The sequence below is a fragment of the Paenibacillus sp. FSL L8-0470 genome (assembly GCF_038008625.1).
In the GTDB taxonomy this organism is placed as follows: Bacteria; Bacillota; Bacilli; order Paenibacillales; family Paenibacillaceae; genus Paenibacillus_AQ.
In genome coordinates this window covers 3,999,321-4,023,442 of the sequence record NZ_JBBOZM010000001.1, presented here as the reverse complement: position 1 = coordinate 4,023,442, position 24,122 = coordinate 3,999,321, and the positions used below count along the sequence as shown (strand labels likewise).

Genomic DNA, 24,122 nt, shown 5'->3' with positions numbered 1-24,122 from the left:
GTCCCAATCCTGGGACCCTTTCTTTAAAATTTATATGTTCATGTCATAAAAAATTGCGTTCTGCTTGTTACTTCAATGTTGCATATGGTTTGAATTCGTCCGGTATAGCCGTTACCCCTACTATAGCCTCGACAGCTTTCCAGGCCGCTTCAAAACTTGTTCCGCTGTAGATTGTTCTATCCCGCGCAGGGCCAAACAATGACATGTCAAACACTATAAATTCTCCGGACTCTTCAATGAGTCTGAAGCTTACGGCGCGGTCTTTTGATTGCATACGAATCTCCTTCAATTAGACAACCTCCTTAATCTTTTCTGCACTAGTATAAAGTCTACACAGCAGTATACCGCATCACCCTAATTGCATCAATTAACTAATACGCTGCAAGGAGCAACATTGACGGGAAGGTATTGAAACACTACAATTAGCACGAGTAGCCGTTGGAATAATTTAGGATTTCATTTTCTTTCATCGGATAAATAAGAAACCCATTAGGCGGGCTAACAGGAGGTGAAGCAAACAATGAAAAGCTCGGTTAACCTGTTTAAAGTTTTGCTTGTGATGATCATTGTCTACTTGCTGGTTAGTTTTGTCGCAGGTCTAATCGGGATGAATTTCAACAAATTATAATGAGTCTGTTCTGCAGATAGGAGGAAGTCAATGAAAGGCGAACATTTAAAATATTTAGGCGGCGGTATAATTGTTCTTGGATTGATTGCTTCGATTCCTGTCGCCATGAATATGGGTACATTATCTGCCGGTATCTATCTGTTCATCTGGTCCTGCCTGATTGGCGTGTTTTTTATCGGTTTCGGGGAGCTACTGTATTCGGTGCAACGGATTGAGCTTAAGATCGCCGGGGAACGTCCTCACTATGATCCATTGACAGGTCAATATGTTGACAAGACGGTAAGAAAGTAATAGGTTTTAAAACAACCCTGCCGGTGAATTCCGTCAGGGTTGTTCAGCATTTCCCCTTAACTCTCACGGAGAACGGCGCGATACTCGCTCGGCGGCATGCCAGTGTATTTGCGGAACTGCTTAGAGAAGTAGAGGGCGTCGTTGAATCCGACAGATGAGGCCACCTGATCGATGGTGAGTGTTCCCCCCAATAGTTCCCTGGCTTTGTCCATCCGCATCTTCAGCAGATACTGCTTGGGAGACAAACCGGTCTTTTGTTTGAATGCCTTGGACAGATGCACCCGGTGATAGCCCAACGTCGCCGCCATGTGGTCGATGCTGATCTGCTGGTGGAACTGCAGCGAGATCCAACGGATCGCCTGGTCGATCTGGCGGTCAATGACCTCAGGCATTTCTTTGGGACGGGCTGGAAGGACACTGAGGTTGGCCAGACCAAACTGGTGGAGCAGCAGCCGGGTCCAGCCGGAGGCCTCCAGGCTTTCCAGGCGGGGATAAGGGGATTGCTGGAAGGCCAAGCGAATATGTTCGTACAGGCTGTGCAGCTCACGGGTATTCCCCAAATGCAGCAGCGGACGTTCCTTGGTAATCCCGGCATCGGAGAGCAGTGCCGCAACAGCTTCACCCTGTAAGGCTACCCATACGTAGTGCCAAGGGCTGTCCTTGTCTGCCTGGTAACTGAATAGGGACCCCGGATAAATAACAAACGTGTCTCCGGTCCGGCAGTGCAGCGAGACATTCCCGCTTTGAAAGAAGCCCTCACCATCCAGCACGGTATGGATCAAAAAATAATCATGCACTGAGGGGCCGATCTTGTGACCGGGTACGGGTCTGCCTTCACCACTGAATAATACGGCCATGTCTTGCTCTTCTGGTACGAGATTAAAGCTGGCAGTGAAGTACGAATGTTCGAGATTCATTGAAGGGCCTCCCATACATAAATGACTGAGTCATATTGATATTGCAATTAATCTCAGGCTACTACATCACGATTCCAAATGCAACAAAGATCCATATCTCACTTGTATTTCTCCATACTCATTTCCGGCATTCTAATTTATAGTGAATATAGCAAGGAAACAGCGGATAATGACTGCCATTACTGCAATCATCTGCCCTATTCACCACTGCATAAACTCCTTATTTGCTTAAGGCAGGCATTCTTACCGCAACCAACAGGAGGCGTATTGTTCATGTCCAAAATTACATTTATCGGTGCAGGAAGCACTGTTTTCGCCAAAAACGTTCTGGGTGACTGCATAGCGACAGCGGCGCTGCAGGGTTTCGAGCTTGCCTTGTTCGACATTGATCATCAGCGGCTAAAGGACTCAGAGAACATGCTTAACTCCATTAAGAATAGCAGCGGCAGCACATGCAGGATTAACGCTTACTCCGACCGTAAAGAAGCGCTGCGCGGCGCCAAGTATGTCATTAACGCGATTCAAGTCGGAGGTTACGATCCCTGCACCATAACCGATTTTGAAATTCCGAAGAAATACGGTTTGCGGCAGACAATTGCGGATACGGTCGGCATCGGCGGTATTTTCCGCAATCTGCGCACCATCCCGGTGATGCTGGATTTTGCTGCGGATGTACGCGAGGTCTGCCCGGATGCGCTGTTCCTGAACTATACCAATCCAATGGCCGTTCTGACGAATGTAATGAACACCTATGGCAGTGTGCAGACAGTAGGACTGTGTCATAGTGTGCAGCAGTGTATCCCCGGATTATTTGGCCACCTTGGAATCGACCAGACGGGAGTGCAGGCGAAGATCGCCGGAATCAACCACATGGCCTGGCTGCTGGAGGTCACGAAGGACGGGAAGGATCTTTATCCGGAGATTAAGCGCCGTGCGGCAGAGAAACAGCTGGAGCCTCACACAGATATGGTACGTTATGAAATGATGCAGAAGTTCGGCTACTACATTACAGAATCGTCTGAGCATAACGCGGAATACCATCCTTATTTTATAAAAAGGAACTACCCGGAGCTGATCGAACGCTTCCAGATTCCGCTCGACGAATATCCGCGCCGCTGTGTGGAGCAGATTGGCCGCTGGCAGCAGCTGCGCGAGGAACTCGTCGGCAACCACGAGCTTCAGCATGAACGCTCGCATGAATATGCCTCTTATATTCTGGAAGCAATCGAGACAAATGTACCGTTCAAGATTGGCGGAAACGTAATGAATACAGGGCTGATCACCAACTTGCCACGGGAGGCCTGTGTCGAAGTTCCATGTCTAGTGGACAGCAGCGGGGTTACACCTACCTTTGTAGGGGATCTGCCTCCGCAATGCGCCGCTCTGAACCGCACGAACATAGGCACACAGCTGCTGACCATCGAGGCGGCAATCACCGGCAAAAAAGAGCATATCTATCACGCGGCCCTGCTAGACCCGCATACGGCGGCAGAGCTGTCGATGGATGATATTGTGAACATGTGTGATGAATTGATAGCTGCCCACGGCGACTGGCTCCCGCAGTATCAATAGCATAAAAGTATGACTAACAGAGCCCGGGAAACCGGGCTTTTTGTGTCTAGACAGGAGCCTGCTGAGGCTAATGGACGATGTTTTTCCCGGAGTGTCCAAACTTTAAGCAGCAATACGAATACTTATATATAGATATTCATTTACGGAACCGCTCCGGAGGTGAGATTTGGTGTTCGTCGAGAAAAGTATGCTTGCGCCAGATACGTCTTATGCAACTCCCTATTATGTCGTAAGTGGCCCACGTCCCGGCCCGGTCTTTATGGTGGTGTCTGGAATACACGGGAATGAACCGGCCAGCATCCGTGCAGCGCAAAATCTGGCGGGAATGTTCACCCGCAGAGAACTGATCCTCCTAAAAGGCAGACTTATTATAGTCCCTCTGGTGAATAAAAAGGCTTACCGTAAGAAGATCAGAGGCAAGCCGGATTTAAACCGGACCTTTCCTTACCGTGGTAAATCGAAGGCCAGCCATTCGCTGGCAGGAGCCTTATTTCAGCTGGCACAGCACCATGGCCCTTCGTGGTATCTGGATCTGCATGAAGCGAACGGACTTTCACAAAAAAATCCCAAACGGGTTGGCCAGACTTTAATTATTAGCCCAGGAAGCCGTACAGCTAGAGTGGCTAAGCAAATCGTTAAACGAATGAATCGGTCCATAACTAAGTCTTCCTATCATTTCAATATCCGGCGGCGTGAGCGAAATGGAACCTCGCGGAAGGCGGTTCAGGAAATTCTCGGTACGAAGGCGGTCACCGTTGAGACCTGCTGGAGTCTGGACTTCTCTTTACGGGTAGGGTACCAGTTGGACATCGTGTGCCATTTCTTAAGAACAACCGGATTTATTGGTTGAAGATGATGAGAAGAGACTGTTCACTTCAGGCTGAACCCGCAAGCAATTGAGGGTTCAGCCTGTTTGCATCCTATAATAGGATATTATTGACATGCTTATATATAATGTATATATTACATATATACACTAACTACATTGTTACAAAAGGATGATGGTGCAGCAACATGAACATTTTGATTTCGAGTACCTCGGGTGAGCCGATATACGCCCAGATTGTGGGGCAGATCCGCCAACTGATTCTACAGGGTGAATTGGTATCCGGGACACCGCTGCCGTCTATCCGCCTGCTGGCCAAAGAGCTGCAGATCAGTGTCATCACGACGAAGCGGGCATACGAGGAACTGGAGAGAGAAGGGCTGATCAATTCCATCGTCGGCAAGGGTTCCTTTGTGTCCGGGGCTGATCAGGAATTTATCAAGGAGCAGCGGCTGCGGATTATGGAGCTTAAGCTGAAGGAAGTCATTGATGAGAGCAGGGCGCTTGGACTCCAATACACCGAGATTGTGGACATGCTGAAACTGCTATTTGAGGAGGAGAAGGGATGAGTAACTGTATAGAGCTGAATCACCTGCACAAGCATTATGACCGTTTTGCGCTGCAGGATATTTCACTGGCGATGAAGGAAGGGTATATTACCGGTCTGATCGGCCCGAACGGAGCAGGCAAAACAACGCTGATTAAAATGATCATGGGCATGGTTCATCCGGATCAGGGAGAGATCACCCTATTCGGGCTTGATAACCAGGAGCATCAACCGGACATCAAGAGCAGAATCGGTTATGTGTCAGATGAGAATATTTACTACGAGCAGCTTACCGTTAAGCAGATGAAGAAGATTATTGCTCCTTTTTACAGCCGCTGGGATGAGAATACATACTTGAAATACCAGGAGCTGTTCAAGCTTCCGCCAGGCAAGAAGATTAAGGATTTGTCCAAAGGAATGAAGATTAAATTCTCGCTGGCAATTGCTTTATCACATGGAGCCGATTTACTCATTATGGATGAACCTACATCGGGTCTAGATCCTGTGTTCCGCAGAGAAATGCTGGATCTGCTCACTGAACATATCCAGGATGAGAAGAAGTCGATTCTGTTCTCCACGCATAACACAACAGATCTTGACCGGATTGCCGATTATATCGTCTTTATCAATGACGGGAAGATAGTTTTCAATGAGATGAAGGAAGCGCTGACTGAGAAATATCTGCTGGTCAAAGGCGGCAAGGAGCTGCTTGACCGCGATGTCCGCCGCTTGTTCCTTGGGATTCGGGAAAGTGCGCTCGGCTTCGAGGGTCTGGTCGGGAACCGGGCAGAGGGGGAGCGCTTCTTCAAGGATAATGCAATTTGTGAGACGCCAACGCTGGAGGAAATCATGTATTTTACTGTTAAAGGATGTGATGTGCATGTATAACTCGCTGTATCTAATCCGTAAAGACTTCATGTTGTTGCAAAAATTCCTGCTGTTGCTTGTTCCATACTATATCATTATGGGCTACACCAACTTTGACAACTACACCATGTTCGCCTTGTTTCCGGCCATGCTGATTTTAATCAATTCATGTACAGTGGATGTGCAGCAGAACAATCAGAAATTCCTGATCAGTCTTCCTATGCCGAGGCAGCAGATTGTAATGGCCAAATATTTGGTGCTGCTTCCTTCTTGCCTGCTCAGTTTAGCTTGTACCTTGCTGCTGTATGGTGTTGCTTTCATTGCCGGGCGGGCCACAGAGCCTATTGCCTGGAGAGAGCTTGCCCTGTGCATTGCGAGCTTCCCATTGCTAGCCGCAGTGTACTTGCCGCTGCACTACTGGCTGGGCCAAAAAGGGACTCAGGTGGTCAATTTTATTTTCATCATGTTAATTATGCTTAATTTCGCCGCTTTGACCAAGCTCATGACATGGTTACCTGATCTGGCGAACTGGGTCACCACGGGCAAGACCGAGAGCATTCTGATCCCGGTTATCAGCGGTCTGGCCTATATTATTATCCTATTTGGCTCTTATCTGATTTCGTTACGTATCTTCTCGAGTAAGGATATATAGGATTATTTATACTTGCAAAGAAACGGCTGCGCCATTCCTTTAAGGAAGGCGCAGCCGTTTCTGATTCAGGGGGTACTGCTTTTCTTATTTCTCCCGCTCCATATCATCAATATAATTTTTGGCATCCTTTAGGGATAAGTCCCGCGCTTCACGAAGTACTTTAATGGCTTGTATCTTCTTGCCTTCGGCCAGCAGCAGGCGCAGCCTGTTCTCCAAATCCGGCATTAAATCCATATTCTGCACAAATTGCGGCGTCGGGGCAGCGATCCCCGTCTTGATAAAACCTCCATCCATCGCTGACCGGCTGCCGATCCGTTCCAGCTGTGACTGCAATTCGTTGACTCGCTTATTGAGACTGATTACCCTGAGCATGAGCAGCAACGTGAATACCATTGCCGCGAGTGAGATCCAATCCGTGTTTTCCAAAGAGATAGCCTCCCTATTATAAATGGTGTGGTGCCAGTGATTGTTGGTGCCCGAGAATGAAGAATATCATATCCCTCTGCTGAAGAACATGATATTTTTGGAAAAAGTTTTTAGTGAAGCATAAGGGGGATTTGATATGATTACTTCACAAACGCTTGATGACTATTACGTAAGAATCGGCAGGCTGAAGCAACGTTATTTGTCGGAGCGGTTTGAACAGGATCTCCCTGTATTCAGCTCACATACGGAAGCTATTGAGTGGTTCAAGGCACTTTTTCCAGGCAGCTTCATCTTCGTGGAAGAGATGGAAGGTGCTAATTCCGAGAGCTACTATTTATATGACATTATCCATGACAGGGAAATCTGGGAACGCAGAGAGAGGGACTTAAGAGAAAAAGGTCAAGCTAATGGACTGGGCATGCTGCTCTGCGCGCAAAGAGTAGATATTTACAAAGACGGTGCAGTACATTTGGCGGTATAGCGGTGCATCACAAGATTTAAGTGTCCTACAGGGGAGACGATACTCGTCCCAGGAGGACACTTTGCTATGTGACTATTTAATTATTTAATTAGATACTGGGCAACGTATTGTTCTGCTCAATGCCATCCCTTGATCCGTACAGATTTCTCCGTCATTTTGGGGAGAGGGACATACAGGTGAGCACAATGCTCCCATCGGCCAGTTCCAGCTTCACCTTATTGGCGGTCTTTGGCGCTGCTCGACTCCAGGTAAGCCGCCGGAACCTGCAGCCGTAGAGGACAGAATCGCGCCCAATAATTATTTATTTGGCGTAGTATCCGCCGTCAATTGGCAGCTCAACACTTGTAATGTAGGAGGAATCATCCGAAGCCAGGAACAGAACGCCTTTGGCGATGTCCTCAGCTGTGCCCAGGCGCATAAGCGGAGTCTGTGCGAAGAAACACTGCTTCATTTTTTCATCCTTGAGCAGATCCTCGGTCATTGGAGTTTCAATATAGCCTGGATGTAAAGATTGGCGCGGATGTTACGCTTGGCATAATCTACAGCAGTAGCTTTGGTCAACATACGTACGGTACCTTTACTGGCAGTGTATGGACCTGCGCCGCTTCCGCCGGCGCGATCATGTGCGGAATGACTGCGTTTTGTCCAAGGAAAATGCTGGTTACATTGATGCCCATCGTTTTCTCCCAGCGTTCCACGGCTTGTTCCATAAATGGAGTCGGGTCAGAAACACCGGCGTTGTTGACGAGAATGTCGATGTGGCCATATGCCTTCAAGGTCTCATCAACGACCCGTGCCCAACCTCTTCGGAGACAACGTTTTGCCCCTTAATTCCAAGCTTCAAGTGCACCTGGCGCCTGTCAGTTTCAGATACCACACGTTCAATATACCTGCTTAAGCTTGAGTGACGCACTCATTGACTATTACAGATAACATGCTAAAAAGACCGCATAATTTATACGGTCCCTTTATTGTAAAGAGCTTATCTCCATTTGAGCTGAGGTATGAGCATGCAGAGCGGAGAGGAATTGAAGCTTACAGGTACATTTTCAAGAGAGCGGGGAGTATTTTTATCTTGATACCGCTACATGTGTTAGTAATAAAATAGGTGAGAGGGAAACAGAGAAATTGCACCTCCTGGTGTTTCTTGATATACTTTTCACATGTGAATTTGATTGGGGGTTTTACTGATGGCAAAGCAGAATTGCTCATTAGCTAGGAAGTCCTCATGCAAAGCCTAATCTGGGGCGATACTTTGCGTGGGGGCGGTAGGATGGATACGATCGCCCAACCTTAACTTTATCGTTTCTAATAATAGGCTTTGCACCTTATGTTTTTTATATAAAAAATAAGGGGCTGAAGAGCTATGAATACACCATTTATTAGAAACCATCAATATAACGTCATTAAGAAACAAACGGATTTTCTGCAGAAAACGCTGCGAACCGTCGCGGATCGAAACGTCTTGAAGACTGTAAGATATCGTGCAGCAGCGAATATTATTGAAGCCATTCCTGATCTTACAAATGATCAGCAGCAAATGCTCGAACAAATAACGACCTTCGAAAGTGCATATGATTTCCAGAGATACCTGAGCGCATTAGAACCCTGTCTGGAGCCATTTCCACCGATTACGTTGAAGCAGATTCAGAAACTATTCCCTAAGAATAAGAAGCTGAAGGTGCCTGACTTAGGATCTATCGACTTCCGATATGTAACGTATCTGAGTTGGGTAGACATAGCTACGAACAAATTATTTATTGTCTATCCGTTCGAAGGACAGTTCATTGGTATCGAGGGAAGAATCACGCCCACTAACAAGAAAGGGTACTGCTTGTTCTGTAATCGTCATCAAGAGCTTGCATTCCTCACGGTTAAGACCAAGCCAGCGAACGCTTCGCCGGATAATATTTCTTCTATTGGCCAGTACGTATGTCTGGAGAGCGATGCTTGTAATCAGAGCATTACCGATATAGGATCATTGGAGAAGTTCATTTTTTCGGTTCGGAAATAACATTAACTACGACAGGCTGCCCAAGAGGCAGCCTGTTTTACTTTGTTCTGTGTATAAGAGTGCTTATTTGATCGCGTAAACAGATATTTCATGCTACAACCAGTATGAAATTTTGGTTTAGGCAGCAGAAGGATGAAGAATTTAAAATACCTGACATGAATTCAAAATATTCAGATGGATCATGTTTTAAAATGCTATTATATGGTAAATATTTAATGATAAAAGAGGGAGGTGACATGAGTTGAAAAATAGGCTAATCTGAGAAAATGTAATCAGTAAACCTAATAATGAGGCAGCTAACAGTGTAAATGAAATTTTATTGCCAAATTAATTAACAGGACTAATTGAATCAATAGGTAAAGAAATAAATGAATTAACAGCAAATCGTGCAGTTGGGACTGCATGATCAGAATTAAGTAAGATCCGGAGAAATTCATTTGATAATTCAGACGAATCGAGTTACATAACCAAGTACAGTCTAATTACAGAATATCGTCTTGAATGAACACATTAAATAAATGAAAAGTATCATAGGTAAAAGAAATTAATATTCTAAAAAAATGATAAAGAGTTGTAAAATATCTTTATATAATACCACAGGCATAATTAAGCCGGATCAGATGCAAAAACTGCTTGAATTTAGACTGGTCCGGTTTATTTACTTGATACTTATTCACAAAACCCGTATTTTGTACATATGTATATAGAAGTAAGCTCATAAAGTGCAGCAGCCTTTTTGAAGCCTGTTTCATCTCCAAGTTTACTACTTAATATGATATTTTCCAATGTTAGGTTATTGCATATTCTGTTTTCCCCCGTTTAAATAAGTAAATGGATAACAGATGAATATATTCTACGTAGTAGCGAACATCCACAGCATGTGAATTATCATTAGCTTTCTCCACACCACCATGTAACTCTTCCAAAGCCCAATCCACTGAGTAACTGAATTTCAAAGCCGAGTCCAAGATGTTTAACAAGCCAGCGGTCAATTCTTCCCTGTCACATGCCTTTAGGAAACTCACGTATTCTGGCAATACTTCTTTATTTCCTTCAAGCAAATCAATAACAAAAGCATTCGCAACGGCAATACTCTTGTAGTATTCGATTTCGGCTAGAGACTCTTCGTCCTCAAGCTTAACCCAGCTCAAATCTGCATATCGTTTTATGCAATCTCTTGCATTACTATAAAATCCCCCAATTTCTGTAAGGCTATACCATTCGCACAAAGACTGAAGCCAAAATAATAAACCAAAGATCGTTTCAGCTTTTTGGCTTCTTTCCCTTGTGGGCTTGTCGCATGCAACACTGCTTTTATTCCGAAAAGTTTGTCTGCTACAATCAATCATTGCTGTCCAATTATCTAATGAGAATGAAGCTTTTAGCATATTCCCACTCCACTCCTCAATATACCAGTTTATACCAATTATAGCTCTTCTTTTTCCTATGGTCAATTAATTAGACACATACATATTCCTAAAATAACTTTATTTTACCAAATTGACTAAAAAATTTTACAACTCAGACACAGTTAATTGGATTAAAAAGATACAAAAACCAGCATTTAGCCGGCACAAAAAAGAACCAGCTATTGCTGCCGGTCCTTCACTTCGTCACGCTTTGGGGCTAACTCAGGTCTTAGCTCTGATAGCGTATATCGTGCATTATTATGGCTGTAGCTTCATTTGTCCATCTGCCGACCAACTCAGTTTCGCTCCCACCTAGAAACAGCATGGTTTCGAATATTACAGGTTTGTATTCGCCAACAAATTGCATGAAGTTATGGGATTACGATCCACACCGTTGACAGGAATACTCCATTAGGTTTGTGATCCTGCTTCACTCTTTGGTACTCCAGGTCATCGAACAGTTCCGCCCAGAGTGTGTAGTCATGACATATGCATTAGCGATCCTGGAAGACGTCCAGCTGATCGACTCCACCGCAGCCTCCAAATCCTAGGCGTCCGGTGTCGTGTAAAGCATAGTTAATTCATAGTAAGTTTCGGAATGCGTAACAGTCACATTCTCTTCACTTCAATTTGTTCCAAGCGGTCTGAAGACCGGTAATTCGTTAAGAGACATTGCTCATTTATTGATATCCGATGCACGTATCGATTATGATGGCACCGATTTCCGGATGCGGTATATACCATCCAATGTTCGATCGCATCGACAGATTCCCGGTTGGATAAAATGTTGTTCGAAGGGACTCTTATTGGCATTGCTTTTGTTATTTGTTCGTATCCTTTGACAAAAAGAATATCTTTGCCGATAGGAAACATGCCTGCTTGATTGGCTTGTACTGCTGATACCTTAAATGCTGGTGAATAGGTAATCGTCTTTTCAGCAACTCGCAGGACATTTGGATTATTCCCTAATTGTTCCAATTGTTTCTGTGTATACGTTATTCGTTCTTCAATGGTAAACTTCTCCGTTCATAACTTGTTATTTAGATTAAAACACAAATGACCCACAAGAAGGCCACTTTTTTTCAAAGTGTACATCTTGTGGGTCGCAGTTCAGTTGCTAGCTTTAAGACCCCTTTGATTGTTCAAATGATAGCTAGAAGCCTTTGTATTGAGGTTCTTCAGACTCTAATTCGGTTACCCGATTTTCAACCTGTGCTAGGATTTGTTGTGTTTGCTCAGCTGCATTTGTAAATAAAGTTTTTGCACTTTCGTTTTGTGTTTCAAGTGCAAATTGCTCAAGGCTCGCTTGAGCACCTTTTAAAGAAGATAAACATGTTTTTACCTGTGAGGCTACTGTCATTAAGTTTCTCTCCTCTATTTTGAATTTTTGCATGACGTTTCCTATTGTCTCAACTATAACTTAGTTATGCAGGAAAAAAATACAAGCGTTTCACGTTAACCGATTTCCATAAAAAAGTAGCTTGATTTAGGATTGAATGGACCTCTTTTGACAAATAATGAGTGTTAATAAACAAGGGTTGATTCAAAAAAGGAGGAAAATTGTGATGCCGGAGTGGTTGGAGGTAATAGTACGAACACTCTTTGCTGTGGTTGTGCTTTTCTTTTTAACTAAATTACTGGGGAAGAGACAAGTATCGCAGCTTTCGTTCTTCGAATATATTACGGGGATAACCGTCGGCAGCTTAGCTGCTTATATTTCTTTGGATACGGATAAGTATTGGCATTTAGGACTCATTGCACTGATTGTATGGATCGCTTGTTCTTTAGGGATTGAATATCTAAAGATGAAGAGTAAAAAAGCAAGAGACTTCATTGACTTTAAGTCTGCCGTTCTAATAAAGGACGGAAAAATACTCGAAGATCATATGAAAAAGGAACGTTTAACAACAGATGATTTATTGGAAGAGCTACGTAAAAAAGATGTATTCAATATATCTGAGGTGGAATTTGCGATTATGGAGTCTGATGGAGCGATTAATGTTCTGCTTAAGAGGGAGAATCAGCCGCTTACACCAAAACATCTCGGTATCAAAGTTGCTCCAGAAAAAGAGTCACAAGCCGTCATTATGGATGGAAAAGTATTAGATAAACCGTTAGATACCTTAAATCTGACTCGCAGCTGGCTTGATGGAGCTCTAGAGAAAATGGGGCTAACTGTCGAAAATGTATTTCTCGGTCAAGTTGATTCTTACGGTGAGCTGACGGTCGATTTGTATGCCGATAACTTTAAAGTTCCAAAGCCACAAGATAAACCACAATTATATGCTTTGCTCAAAAAATGCGAAGCTGATCTGGAAATGTTCAGTTTGTCGACGGAGAATGAAAGAGCTAAAAAAATGTATGAACAATGCTCAGAGCAATTGCAAGCGTCTTTAAAAGTTTTAAAGCCTTTAATCCAAAGTTGATGTGCTACAAACCTCATACAAAAAAATAAGAAAGAACCGGTTATTCTTTCACACCTAAGCAGTTTTTTCCATTCCCGGTTCCTTCAGCATGTAAGGTACATGCTCATTCATTGCTCTTTAATGCAGTTAATTTTAGAGCAAAATTGTTTGAGAGCGTCCCAGCGCCCCCATATGCAGTGTTGACATTTCATCGGTTGCTTCGGTTTCTGCGCTTCCATTGGGGGAATCCATAGTTTCATGTTACGTTCCTCTAATGATAATTTACATCAATTAAAATATCCATTCTTGCCGTAATTATGTAAAATCCAGATACGAATCCATGGGATGTGCCTGGATCGTATCCATTACGGCTAGTGCCATCAGTGGAGGGCCCCATTCCCATGGACCATCTATGTTGAATTTATCCGTTCACCAATTTAAGAATCCAGTCTTTGATATCAACTATTCGTAGTGTTTTAGGCCGGGTATTCGTTCCGGATACGATTAATGGAACAACGGAATCCAATTCATGCAGTGAACCATGGGCACCTCCACCGATGTGAGTAGGGGAACTTTCACCGACGATTTCATAACCGGGATTCACTGTAACGATAACGTATCGACCCTCATGAGAATGCATGGCCCCATATAATCTCGCGAGAACGTCAGGATACTTTCCATAACTGATCCGGTTGTTTGTTATCGAAATATCCGCGATCTTAGGGGCACCCGATAATGTCCACGACTGCCCATATTCATCCACGTATTTCCCTCCGGGACGATAAGAAAACATTTTATCGCTCTTCCCTGAAGTAACATGAATGTTTTTATCATCTTTCATAGCGATGATGTCGAGCTTGTCCTCGTTTTTCAAAAGCTTCACCATGTCGGATAACTCCAACTTGGAATCTATCGCATAGACATAGGCCATCCGTTCGTTAGCGGAAATCACGATTTGGTCCTCTTCGGGCCTTACGGGTTCACTTAATTTCGCTATGCGGTACCGGTCCAGAAGCGGCCTTAAATCAACAATGGATATGTCACGATCATCGTATACATAGCTTTGCGCACTGTCACCCATGACGATCCATGTCGCTTTATTCAAAGCTTGCTCCCATGAACCGTAAGCGTTCAGCACGTCTTGCAATGCTTGATCGGCTTTCTCGACTCCCTCCAGCTCGGAAGGGCCCTTTCTATGAAGGGTATTATCATTTTCCGGAAAGTAAGCAATGGTAACATTCGGAAGTTTATTTTGTTTAATAAGAAATACGATCTCTTGCGCCGAAAATTCGTCATTCATCCCTAATTTTTTCCAGATCCGAGTATTTCGTTCATTCTTAGGGTCTTGTCGCGCAAGCGCCGCATAGGATAACCATTTCGGTCCCGTTACTTTGAGTTGTTCCGGCAGACGCGTACTGTACGCGATCCATCGCGGCACAGTTAAGGCATGCTCCGTTTTTCCTCTGAAAATCACGGTATTGATCGATGCGGAGTCTTTCCCTTTATCAGCTAACTCTTCATGTATCGTTTTCGTTTTTTTATTCAATTGAACTTGATTTAACTGATAAACGGCATCCATAAAGACCTGCAGTTGGTCGATCTTAAGCGATTCCTTGGCACCATTGCCGTAGAAAATCATGCGGTTTTCTTTGCTGTTATACCAAACGAGTCCAGGCACATGATGCCGATCCGCATACGTTCCTGTCAATAACGAGCTGTCAATTGTCACGGACATCGTGGGAAACGAACTAACGACCCTTGGAAAATATTGCCCGTTCTTGAGCAGATACTGCATTGCGGGTGCGCGGCCTTCTTGAATCGCTTTTTGCAGAGACTTGTCCATTAAAGAATCAATTATGATCAATACCACAGGTTTGGCGGTTTGATTTACCTTAATGTTTGACTTGGCGTTCAGTTGATTAGTCCTTTCGCCGGTTTCCTCCCCACAGCCGGTAACAAGCAAACATAGACTTAACGCTAGAATACTGGCCATTTTCCCTCTTGCAATCATAGGAATCCCCCTTTATAAAGATTTTTCCTAATTGGAGGGAAGAGCCGTATAGATTGCGCTTTACATCACTCTTCCCTATTTCCTTCCAATGGTCAACTATGCTTTACATTTCCCAGTTCCCTCTTCTTGGTTCGGAAGAAAAACCGGTTGAACAATCCTATAGGCATGTCGTATACTGCGTTTGCGGCCGTACAAGCCACGAAGTGGCGAGTTGCGCGCAGCGGATTGGTAAACTTTGATCCTTTGGGCAGCATTTCCTCCGTGTACCCCTTCTTCGTCAGTGCTTCGTCGAGTTCTTTCTTTGCCGCCTGTTTGGCCTTAAACAGCATCATCTGCACCCTGCTATAAACGTTGATCGCTCCGTCCCCGGTCGTTTCGATCGGGAGGAAGATCACATCTGGGTATCTCTCGGTGATCAAGGATTGGACTCCGTCCGATACGCCCGAAGACGGCATGCATCCGAAAGGCTTGACGGAGATGGTCATGTTGACTTTCCGTTTGACCACGTTCAGAATCAATTTGCCCACTTCCATATGGCCTTCACCGCCACGCAGTTGGTTGTTGTAATGGTCATGCGCAACCTTGGCGATTTCCTCCATATCAGGTAAATGATATCCGCGCAAGCCGATCATTCTGGCATATGTCTGGAAAATCGCCCGAATCCCCCAATCGGCAAGAGTTAACATGCGCAGCGTTAATGCGGGATTTTTCCCTTTTAATCCGTGACGTCCGGAATCCACCTCCCGCAAGCTCATCCGCTTTCGGGTATCATAGCGTCCTGCCCAGATAAGGAACAGGATCCAGGCGGTAACCGATTGGACTTCAACTTCGGCCCCTTCATTTTCCAGAAACCGCTGCAATTGATAGTTTCCGTCCCCTTCCGTCGTCATCGCCCAAAACTCGCCGATAATGCTTACCTTCGGCCGCACCCTCGTCCGGTCTACCCGAACGGCTTGCAAAACCTTGCGGCATCGGATGAGCGCTGGAATCAAGTTTTTTCTCCGGCTTAAGGCATCTTGCAAATACTGCTTGCAGCGCTCCAGGGCGGCGTCGGTTGAACCCGCCTCCACTTCATAGGGACGGATGCGGTAACCGAGAGCGTTTAGGATATCCCCCAGCAGGACCGCTTTCAGGAAGCTGACAAAAAACGAAGTATCCAATTTAAGGGCTGATTCACCGCCGGTGGCTTGTTTCAAACCGTCGGTCTGTTGAAACAAGAGAACGCGAAAACCATCAAACCCCGCATCGCGCAACGCTTTCCGGTATTCCGTGACATACGTGCCGAAACGGCAGGGGCCACATGATCCGCTGGTCACGAACATGTAATTTCCGATGATCTCTTCCTTGGATTTCCCTTCCACGTCGCGGAGATGATGCAGGTACTTAATCAAATTTCCAACCATAAAATAAGTCGGATTGCATTGTCCGCGATTCCCGAACTCCTTGCCGAATCGAAGCGAATCACTATCCGGGCAGTCCATATGCTTCACCCGGTAGCCCAGCCCCGCCAAAGCGCCTTCTACCAAATAATCATGAGCCATCGTCAGCCCGCCGAACAGAATGGTTGTAATCGCTTTGTCTTTGGCCAAAAAACGGCGGGAAACGGGATCAAACCACTGATGCTTTGCTGACAGACCGAGCGCCTTTTCCTGTTCTTCCTGAAACAATCGGAGCTCGTCCTCAAGCGTCTTCTTCTCCACAGCCATAACTTGTTCACTCCTTGTTCGATATGATTTGTGGGGTTATTATCAGATGTTTTTTTTCAACAGTTCAGAACACTTCTGCTCGATAAGCTGCTGCAATTCCGCCTTTCTCTTGGCCAAATCCTGCAAGCGTTCTTCATGAAGCCCCAGGCTATGGGCATACGTCTTGACGCGGATTTTAATCGAGCCGCTCGGTTTGTTTGCATCGATATCGTGCAAAGCCGAATACGGAGTACCTGCGGTGGAGATGATCGAATCGATCAACCCGTAGGTGGGGGCGTCATGACCGCACTTGAAGCTAGACAAGTCCAGGACGGCCACATTCGGGTGCCGCACGGCGAATTTGGCCGCCCACACCTTCTGCACGCTGTTGGAACTGAAGTTTTCAGGCCACACGTCGGTCACTTCGAGCGCATATTCCACCCGCCCGCTCTGCAGGTCGCCCTTAAAAAAGCGGTGAAGCCATGCTTCGTCCTTGGGGATGGAACGCATGGACAAGACAGGATAACCCAGTACCTGAAACTCCTCCAATATGCCGTGATTCATGCCCGGATCGGAGTGATAGGGGCGGCCGATCAACAGAATGGCGAGACGGTTATCTTGTTCCACCTGCTCCAGAATCGCATGGCCTTTCTCTTGCATCTCTGTATCGAACAGGTCCATCGCCTTCCAAGCCTGATCCGCGGCAAAATCGCTCTCGTCCTCCGTAATCGATAGATTCTCCCTGAAAGCCTCAAACAACTGCTTCTTTAGCAGGTTTGGTTCCGTAAAGGTCACCGCCGGATCGACATAGGCAACCCCTTTGGTTTCAAAGAAGTTGACTTCTTTCGTAAAGGCCGCCTTGATCACATTAGGTGCGCCGGCAACGATGGGACAGCTTGCCGAATCCATCACGTTATGTAGATGAGTCGGAATGTGCGTGGTACACGGAAAGAAAATGTAATCGAGCGGTTTTTTCTCATGATGTTTAAACAATAAATTGTGGACATGCGCTTGGGCGACCTTCGACGGATAACAAGGATCGATCGATCCGTATTTGCCGCCTTGCTGCCACATTTCCTCGCTCGTGTTGTCGCTGAACACGATGTTTTTCTGGTCGATGCCAAGCGTTTCGAAGTAGGTCCGCCAAAATGGCGCCGTCGACCAAATGTTAAGCACCTTCGGAATACCGATTCGAATGCGGCTTCTGAGCTCTGCCGCTTCAGCGGAGGAACGTGCAAAATCCCGCCGGTACGACGTTTTTCGCATTCCGATCCAGTTTCGCTGCAGCCGAACGTCTTGGACCTGACGATCGGATTCAGGCAGCGGCTCCGGCTCGTAAAAATGCTGGTACATGCGGCGAGCTTCATATTCCACCAAATTCGGGTAATGTTTTTTCAGATCCTGCCGATGCCTGTTCAGTTTGACAACGGCTTCCTGGTCTTCGACGGTCCCTTTCTCGCAGCTGAAGCCGGAGATGTAACGGGCGGTCTGTCCGTCCGGCGTCTCGGAATCGATAAAGGTCCGGCTGCAATTGTTGGGACAGAAGTTGCATCGCGTGGATTCGTCGTTGCGCGACACATAGCTCAGCATTATCGCCGCTTCCAATCCTAAAAACGTGGAATATCCCCGCCGTTTCACCACACCCAGTGTTTCCCTCGCCGCCCCGATCGCTCCCGCTTCTCCCGGGTGAGGATGAACGTATACTTCCGCATCGGGAACCCGCTGTTTAATGTAATCCACTTGTGCCTTGACGGCGGCCAAGTTGTATTGCGTCCCTCCCTGCAGAACGAATTTGCTGCCCAGTTCCGCCATGCGCGGGATCTGCACGACATACTGCCATACGTTTTTCGGCAGGACGAGGGCGAGCCCGGCCAGCAGTTCCTGTTTGGAATACCCCTCCTTCTGAAAATTAACCCGATCCGCATCGAGAAATACGGCGCAACCGTATGAATATTTTGGAGAGAGATCCGCCGCGAACGCGGTATCCGCATATTCTTGAATCGGGATGCCGAACTGGTCCGCCATTGCCTGCAGCAGCATCCCGTTCCCGGCGGAGCATTGATTGGACAGCCTGAAATCCCGGAAATCCCCGTTTTTCAGAAAGAGCACTTTAATATCCTGACCGCCAACATCGCAAATGACGTCGATATCGCCGAATTCGTTTACGGCGCTCATCATATGAGCAACCGTCTCGACGATGTTGACGTCGGCTTTCAGCGTCTTTTCCAGAACATCAGCCGCATAACCGGTGGCGCCGAAACCGATGATCTCCAATTCGGCTCCCTGTTCCCTCACCTTGTCGCGAATCCGTTTCAGCATTTCTCTCGTATCCTCGAGCGGATTGCCTTTGGAAAGCTGGTATTCCTTTAGCAGAATTTCACCGCTTTCATCGACGACAACGGCTTTGGACGATGTGGAACCACCGTCCAGGCCGATCGCCGCCCTCACCTTTTGCCCGGGTGCGAAGGCAGCCGGCGTAAAGCGGGGAATGCTATACGCCCTGCGGAATTGTTCCAGTTCCGATGCATCTTTTACCAGCGGCGGGCCGGCGTTTTCACCCAGTTTCGCTTTCCGGCCGTGAGCGATAAATTGTTTCAAATCTTCCAATCCCTTGTAATTGCCCACGCCGACCGGTTCATGCATGCCGTACATGACGGCTCCGAAGGCGGCGTAGTACTGGGAATTGTCGGGCACGAAAATCAGTTCCTCGATCGGCATGTCTTGGGGATACTCGTATCCCCTGCCCCGCCACATTTGTGGAATGCGCAACCGCCAACATTCCTGTAGAAACGGCAGGTAAGTGTTGGGTCCTCCAAGCAGCAAAACGCGATGCCGCAACGTGTTTCCACGAGTGAGGACGGAAAGATTCTGCATGACGATCGCGTCGGCCAAGGAACACATGATTTCGGCGGAAGGGATCCCGCTTTTCACCAGATTGACAATATCCGTTTCGGCAAACACGCCGCATTTGGCGGCTACATGGTGCAATTTCGAATCGTCGAAGTACAGCTTGCCCACTTCTTCCATAGGCATTCCCACTTTAATCATGCACTTGTCGATCGTGGCGCCGGTGCCGGATGCGCATTTGTCGTTCATGGATGTCAGCGCCTGTTTGTTCCCCGTTTCCTCATTCACCTTAAAAATGATGATCTTGGCATCCTGTCCGCCGAGTTCAATGACGCTCCCCACGTCGGGATGAAGATGTTCGACAGCCATCGTAACGGCATTCACTTCCTGAACGAACTTCGCTCCGATATGCGGGGCAATCGGTCCGCTACCGGAGCCCGTCATAAACACGCGAATGTTTTCTTGCTTAACGTCTGGAAATTCATTTCCGATCGTAACCAGGAATTCCAGCACATTTTCCGCCTGTTTGGTGTGGTGACGCTGATAATCCGACCACAATATTTCATTGGTTGCCGGATCTACAACGGTTGCTTTGACGGTTGTTGACCCGACGTCAATGCCGATGATTAAAGTATCTGATCGTTGCGTTTTGCTTCCCACCCATCTTACTCCTTATCCATAAAATCACAATTAGTATCCTGCGTATAAATTGGTCACTCTATACAAAGAACATTTATCGGCGTATATGTACCAGCTATATTGAAGAAGCTCGATCGGGCATCTTGTGAGGAGGTGAGACGAACCATTGCTTTGGATCATATTGGTTCTCTTGTTATTTATCGTCCAAATTGCATCCATAATCATCATTGAATATCGCCAATCGAACAAAGCGATTGCATGGCTTATCATTTTGTTCATCTTTCCGCCGCTCGGTTTCCTCTTCTATTATTTTGTAGCGAAAGAATACTCATGCTACCGTACGCTTCGGCGAAAGAAAAATAAGCACTGGGCACAACTAAAGGCAGGCCTCATTGCTCGTTGCAAACAGAGAACGAAAAATATGCACGAGACAGCTAATTGGCGAGAGAACAACATGCATGCATCGCTCAAAAACATACCATCCGTACCCATTACCGCTTGCAATGAAACGACGGTCTATACCGAAGGGGAAGAGGCCTTTGAGGCGATGTTGGAGTCGATTTCCAGGGCCGAGCACCATATCCATATTGAGTTCTACATTATCCGCGACGACCGTCTCGGTACACGATTTGAGCGGTTGTTGATCCAGAAAGCACAAGAAGGGATAAAGGTGCGGTTTTTATATGACGGCATCGGCAGCCGTCGATTGGGAAAAGCCTATTTGAAACGGCTGCATGATGCCGGCGTGGAAACGGGGTGTTTTTTTCCTCCGCTGAAGACCTTCTTCGATAAACGGCTCAATTACCGTAATCACCGCAAAATCGTGGTTGTGGACGGAAAAATCGGTTTTTTCGGAGGTTTGAATATAGGAGATGAATACATGGGAAAGGCTTCGAAATTCGGCTACTGGCGGGACACTCATTTCAGCCTTAAAGGTGATGCGGTGCTGTGGATCCAATATACTTTTTTGATCGATTGGTTCCTGGTGAAAGAACAAATCATTACCGAATCCGCCTATTACCCCGTTCAGGATAGTCAAGGGAGGGAATGGGTGCAAATCGTAAAAAGCGGTCCGGACGAGACGATCCTGGAGCTTATTTTCTCCTTAATCGTTTCAGCAAAGAAGCGGATCTATATTGAGACGCCTTATTTCGTTCCCGATCCCGGTGTCTTATTGGCCCTGAAAACAGCAGTTGTCAGCGGAATCGATGTTCGCATCATCATACCGTCCGTTCCCGATAAAAAGCTTGTTTATTATGCTTCTTTGTCTTATGTCAAGGAATTGCTGAAGGCGGGCGTACGGTTTTATTGCTATCAAAAAGGATTCATCCATGCAAAAGTGATTATTTCCGATGACTTGGTTTGCTCAGGCAGCTCAAATATGGATATGCGCAGCTTTTGCGGGCAATTCGAACTCAATGCACTCTTTTTTGACGGGAAGGTTGTTAACCGCCTAGTGCAAGATTTTTATCGGGATCTTAGTGTAAGCAATGAAATGCTGCTGTCGGAATTCGAAAAAAGGTTCACATTTCAAAAGTTGAAAGAGGTTTTTGCCCGGTTACTATCTCCATTTTTCTAGCAGCACTTTAATACCTCCACTATGGGGTAAAACCAGCGAGTGTCAGCTTCGCTGGTAGGTCGGATTACTGGCTTCTTTCTCGGTAAGACCGGCCTAATGGCCAAACATCTCCTGAATGACTTGCCCAATCAAACAGATCGTCCCGCCGGAGACAAAAGCCGTATGCAGTTTTGAAAAATGGGCCTGGCTGGTTCTCTTTTTAGTTGCTGGTATTCCTTTTTGAACCGGAGTCAGCTTTTTCTTGTTCTCATTTTTCCATATCGCCTAACTGCCTCCTTTTTGTAATCAAATCCGTTTCTAAATGATGCAAGACCGGTTTTACTGCCGAAATGACGTCTTACAATTCCTTCGCGCTTTGCTCGTACATTTCATTCGTCTCTTTTTTGGGGTCGACAGAGCAAACATCTCCAAATCCGCTTCGCATTTTATCAATGTGGCAGGCTGAGGCACTTTGATCTGTCGTCAAACAGATCGACGAACAATTGTCCGTAAGTACCCACCTAGCTAAGAAACACATTTTTGACGCGACGTCCAATTTCTCCAATTCATTAACCAGGCTCGGTTCAATCCGATAGTGGCAAGCGGTTTGTGTAAAAGGTCATGCCTTTTCATCCATAATCCTGCCGTCCATGATCACCGCTTGCTGAAAGCATATTGGATTACAAACTGGAAGGATCGTGCAGCTTTCGGATAGATTAACAATTTTTCCCTTGCATTATTATGCCGGTAATGAGTTAAATTAGCGTTAAAAAAGGCGGTGCAATGAACGATCATGCCTCTTTCACCACGAATGTACCACTGGTTTGTCCGGCCGCGATGGTTTACGAAAAAATATATCCATGACCACATCGAAGGCCATGTCTGTTTGGATAATAAACTCATTCTCGATTTTGGTTCTGGCACCGGGGCAAATTGCTCTATATGCAAACCCGGCTTTTATCTTGGCATCGAACCGGATGTTAGTCGGGTTACGCTTGCTAAACGTCTTTACCCTGGCCATAGCTTTATGATTTTTGACGGTAAACGGATTTCCGTGCATAATGAAACGTTCGATTACATTTTCATCGTTGCGGTTCTTCACCATATAACGGACGACCAAATCAAAGACTATTTGCTTGAATTCAAACGGGTCTTGAAACCGGGCGGGAAAGTTATTGTGATGGAGCCCTATCTATGCGATCGTACAAAGTGGAATAACCGGTTTATGCAGTGGTACGATGACGGTGAATATATACGAAACGAGGACAGCTATATGAGCTTATTTCAAGCCGAACAGTTTGAATGCCGAATATTGAAAAAATTCACCAAATGCTTCGTTTACAATGAAATCTTTTTTTCCGCCATGCTGAAAGACGAACTCGAATACGTAAGTTATTCGGCCGAGATTTCCAGTCCCCCTGTAAGGAGGTGATTTCTATGACAGTCGCGTCTGAAGTATAAACATGCGTCGCTTCGCTGAAAAGCGCTCAAGCAAGTCTCGAACAATTTGCATTGGCAACCCAAAATCAAGAAGCCAAAACCCTTTTCACGAATGCCGCGCAGCAAAACCATTCCATCGTGCAACAAGTGGAAGGTCGTGTCCAACAATTAGAAAACGAAGAGCCTCAATATAAAGGGTGAGGGTCACCATGCAAGCGATGCTTGTTTTTGCTGCCATGAACCAAAAAGAATGGCGACCTGACTCTGGAAGACCGGTCGGCCATCTGATAAATTCAATTTCGTATTTGGAATATGATAAAAAACATAAAGAACTCTGTCGGCAAAATTCGAACATCTTAGAGGACCAAATAAGAATGACTTCCCCCCAATTATCAAGATCTTTTGAAGTAATGGGAAACGCTTGTTCGATAAACCAACAGTAGTCTAGGACTTTATTTTTCAGTTTAAGACAGCTGTTGGTTATTATATTGGGTCCATCAAAACGAGCTCTTTTGGAAATCGCTAGTGAGCAGTTTGCGTCTACTATTCTTTACGAATTTCGTTTTTTCATGGATCGCTCTGCCTGATGTTTTTGAACCTTAAGATCCTCTACCCGCCATACTCCCTGCAAGGAATATGTATTGACTAAGTTTTTTAGATGCTCATAATAACTCTCGTTTGGAGCAATTTCCTCCCGTATGAACGATGTAATCAAATTAATCTGACCACGTACAGATGATGAACTTTGTTGGTACTCTAGTCCGCTTAACGTTTTTTCAATACGAATAAACTCATTGATCAAATGGGTTAATGTTTCACGAATGGCGTTTGGAGATATTAAATCTCGGTCGAATGAATAGCACTCGGCAATCATATAAGTTGAAAAAATTAACATTAAATTATAAAA

At 45.8% G+C, this 24,122-nt stretch carries 23 protein-coding genes and 1 pseudogene; 12 read left to right on the top strand and 12 right to left on the bottom strand.

Going from position 1 to position 24,122, the window contains the following annotated elements; all coding sequences use genetic code 11:
• Positions 1–67: 67 nt before the first annotated feature.
• The gene (locus tag NST99_RS18090; protein ID WP_341093548.1) at positions 68–289 is read right to left on the bottom strand and encodes a hypothetical protein; all 222 of its coding nucleotides are present in this window, start codon (positions 287–289) and stop codon (positions 68–70) included.
• Positions 290–658: 369 nt separating this feature from the next.
• On the opposite strand from NST99_RS18090, the gene NST99_RS18085 reads away from it, so the two are divergent.
• On the top strand, positions 659–919 hold the full coding sequence (locus NST99_RS18085) for a hypothetical protein (RefSeq protein WP_341093545.1): 261 nt from the start codon (positions 659–661) through the stop codon (positions 917–919).
• Positions 920–975: 56 nt separating this feature from the next.
• On the opposite strand, the gene NST99_RS18080 is transcribed toward NST99_RS18085, so the two are convergent.
• Entirely contained in the window at positions 976–1,836 is an 861-nt protein-coding gene (locus tag NST99_RS18080; RefSeq protein ID WP_341093543.1) for an AraC family transcriptional regulator, read from the bottom strand.
• 273 nt (positions 1,837–2,109) lie between these two features.
• Between NST99_RS18080 and NST99_RS18075 the strand changes: the two genes are divergently transcribed.
• From NST99_RS18075 to NST99_RS18055, 5 genes are all read left to right on the top strand, one after another.
• Positions 2,110–3,408, top strand: coding sequence for an alpha-glucosidase/alpha-galactosidase (locus NST99_RS18075; RefSeq protein WP_341093542.1), 1,299 nt, complete (start codon positions 2,110–2,112; stop codon positions 3,406–3,408).
• 169 nt (positions 3,409–3,577) lie between these two features.
• Positions 3,578–4,258: a succinylglutamate desuccinylase/aspartoacylase domain-containing protein gene (locus NST99_RS18070; RefSeq protein ID WP_341093541.1), complete on the top strand. Its 681-nt coding sequence runs from the start codon at positions 3,578–3,580 to the stop codon at positions 4,256–4,258.
• A 164-nt stretch (positions 4,259–4,422) separates the two neighbouring features.
• Positions 4,423–4,803, top strand: a complete 381-nt coding sequence (locus NST99_RS18065) for a GntR family transcriptional regulator (RefSeq protein WP_341093539.1) — start codon at positions 4,423–4,425, stop codon at positions 4,801–4,803.
• Positions 4,800–5,669, top strand: a complete 870-nt coding sequence (locus tag NST99_RS18060; protein ID WP_341093537.1) for an ABC transporter ATP-binding protein — start codon at positions 4,800–4,802, stop codon at positions 5,667–5,669. Before NST99_RS18065 ends, NST99_RS18060 begins: the two co-directional genes overlap by 4 nt.
• Positions 5,662–6,300 (top strand): ABC-2 transporter permease, encoded by a 639-nt coding sequence (locus NST99_RS18055; RefSeq protein WP_341093536.1) that lies wholly within the window; start codon positions 5,662–5,664, stop codon positions 6,298–6,300. Before NST99_RS18060 ends, NST99_RS18055 begins: the two co-directional genes overlap by 8 nt.
• 84 nt (positions 6,301–6,384) lie before the next feature.
• Here NST99_RS18055 and NST99_RS18050 read toward each other — a convergent pair whose 3' ends face one another.
• The gene (locus NST99_RS18050; protein ID WP_341093535.1) at positions 6,385–6,726 is read right to left on the bottom strand and encodes a ribosomal protein L7/L12; all 342 of its coding nucleotides are present in this window, start codon (positions 6,724–6,726) and stop codon (positions 6,385–6,387) included.
• A 136-nt stretch (positions 6,727–6,862) separates the two neighbouring features.
• Between NST99_RS18050 and NST99_RS18045 the strand changes: the two genes are divergently transcribed.
• On the top strand, positions 6,863–7,207 hold the full coding sequence (locus tag NST99_RS18045) for a hypothetical protein (RefSeq protein ID WP_341093533.1): 345 nt from the start codon (positions 6,863–6,865) through the stop codon (positions 7,205–7,207).
• Between the two features lie 301 nt (positions 7,208–7,508).
• On the opposite strand, the pseudogene NST99_RS18040 reads toward NST99_RS18045, so the two are convergent.
• A pseudogene (locus tag NST99_RS18040) lies at positions 7,509–7,703 on the bottom strand (SDR family NAD(P)-dependent oxidoreductase); the annotation flags it as partial.
• A 61-nt stretch (positions 7,704–7,764) separates the two neighbouring features.
• The gene (locus NST99_RS18035) at positions 7,765–7,983 is read right to left on the bottom strand and encodes an SDR family NAD(P)-dependent oxidoreductase (protein WP_341093531.1); all 219 of its coding nucleotides are present in this window, start codon (positions 7,981–7,983) and stop codon (positions 7,765–7,767) included.
• Between the two features lie 590 nt (positions 7,984–8,573).
• Here NST99_RS18035 and NST99_RS18030 point away from each other — a divergent pair.
• Positions 8,574–9,221, top strand: a complete 648-nt coding sequence (locus tag NST99_RS18030) for a FusB/FusC family EF-G-binding protein (protein ID WP_341093530.1) — start codon at positions 8,574–8,576, stop codon at positions 9,219–9,221.
• Between the two features lie 788 nt (positions 9,222–10,009).
• On the opposite strand, the gene NST99_RS18025 is transcribed toward NST99_RS18030, so the two are convergent.
• From NST99_RS18025 to NST99_RS18015, 3 genes are all read right to left on the bottom strand, one after another.
• Positions 10,010–10,675, bottom strand: a complete 666-nt coding sequence (locus NST99_RS18025) for a hypothetical protein (RefSeq protein WP_341093529.1) — start codon at positions 10,673–10,675, stop codon at positions 10,010–10,012.
• Positions 10,676–11,239: 564 nt separating this feature from the next.
• A complete protein-coding gene (locus NST99_RS18020; protein ID WP_341093528.1) occupies positions 11,240–11,608 on the bottom strand; it encodes a hypothetical protein in 369 nt (122 codons plus the stop codon).
• A 175-nt stretch (positions 11,609–11,783) separates the two neighbouring features.
• Positions 11,784–11,990, bottom strand: a complete 207-nt coding sequence (locus tag NST99_RS18015; RefSeq protein WP_341093526.1) for a DUF1657 domain-containing protein — start codon at positions 11,988–11,990, stop codon at positions 11,784–11,786.
• A gap of 205 nt (positions 11,991–12,195) precedes the next feature.
• Between NST99_RS18015 and NST99_RS18010 the strand changes: the two genes are divergently transcribed.
• A complete protein-coding gene (locus tag NST99_RS18010; RefSeq protein ID WP_341097686.1) occupies positions 12,196–13,056 on the top strand; it encodes a DUF421 domain-containing protein in 861 nt (286 codons plus the stop codon).
• Between the two features lie 400 nt (positions 13,057–13,456).
• On the opposite strand, the gene NST99_RS18005 is transcribed toward NST99_RS18010, so the two are convergent.
• The 3 genes from NST99_RS18005 to NST99_RS17995 form a co-directional block, all read right to left on the bottom strand.
• Positions 13,457–15,046, bottom strand: a complete 1,590-nt coding sequence (locus NST99_RS18005) for an alkaline phosphatase family protein (protein WP_341093524.1) — start codon at positions 15,044–15,046, stop codon at positions 13,457–13,459.
• A gap of 92 nt (positions 15,047–15,138) precedes the next feature.
• The gene (locus NST99_RS18000; protein ID WP_341093521.1) at positions 15,139–16,752 is read right to left on the bottom strand and encodes a 2-hydroxyglutaryl-CoA dehydratase; all 1,614 of its coding nucleotides are present in this window, start codon (positions 16,750–16,752) and stop codon (positions 15,139–15,141) included.
• A gap of 42 nt (positions 16,753–16,794) precedes the next feature.
• A complete protein-coding gene (locus tag NST99_RS17995; RefSeq protein WP_341093520.1) occupies positions 16,795–20,238 on the bottom strand; it encodes a BadF/BadG/BcrA/BcrD ATPase family protein in 3,444 nt (1,147 codons plus the stop codon).
• Positions 20,239–20,383: 145 nt separating this feature from the next.
• Between NST99_RS17995 and cls the strand changes: the two genes are divergently transcribed.
• The 3 genes from cls to NST99_RS17980 all read left to right on the top strand — a co-directional run bounded on the left by cls (position 20,384) and on the right by NST99_RS17980 (position 23,416).
• A complete protein-coding gene (gene cls, locus NST99_RS17990) occupies positions 20,384–21,796 on the top strand; it encodes a cardiolipin synthase (protein ID WP_341093518.1) in 1,413 nt (470 codons plus the stop codon).
• Between the two features lie 865 nt (positions 21,797–22,661).
• The gene (locus NST99_RS17985; protein ID WP_341093516.1) at positions 22,662–23,207 is read left to right on the top strand and encodes a class I SAM-dependent methyltransferase; all 546 of its coding nucleotides are present in this window, start codon (positions 22,662–22,664) and stop codon (positions 23,205–23,207) included.
• Positions 23,208–23,251: 44 nt separating this feature from the next.
• Positions 23,252–23,416, top strand: a complete 165-nt coding sequence (locus NST99_RS17980) for a DUF1657 domain-containing protein (RefSeq protein ID WP_341097685.1) — start codon at positions 23,252–23,254, stop codon at positions 23,414–23,416.
• Positions 23,417–23,765: 349 nt separating this feature from the next.
• Here NST99_RS17980 and NST99_RS17975 read toward each other — a convergent pair whose 3' ends face one another.
• A complete protein-coding gene (locus NST99_RS17975; RefSeq protein WP_341093514.1) occupies positions 23,766–24,110 on the bottom strand; it encodes a hypothetical protein in 345 nt (114 codons plus the stop codon).
• Positions 24,111–24,122 lie beyond the last annotated feature (12 nt).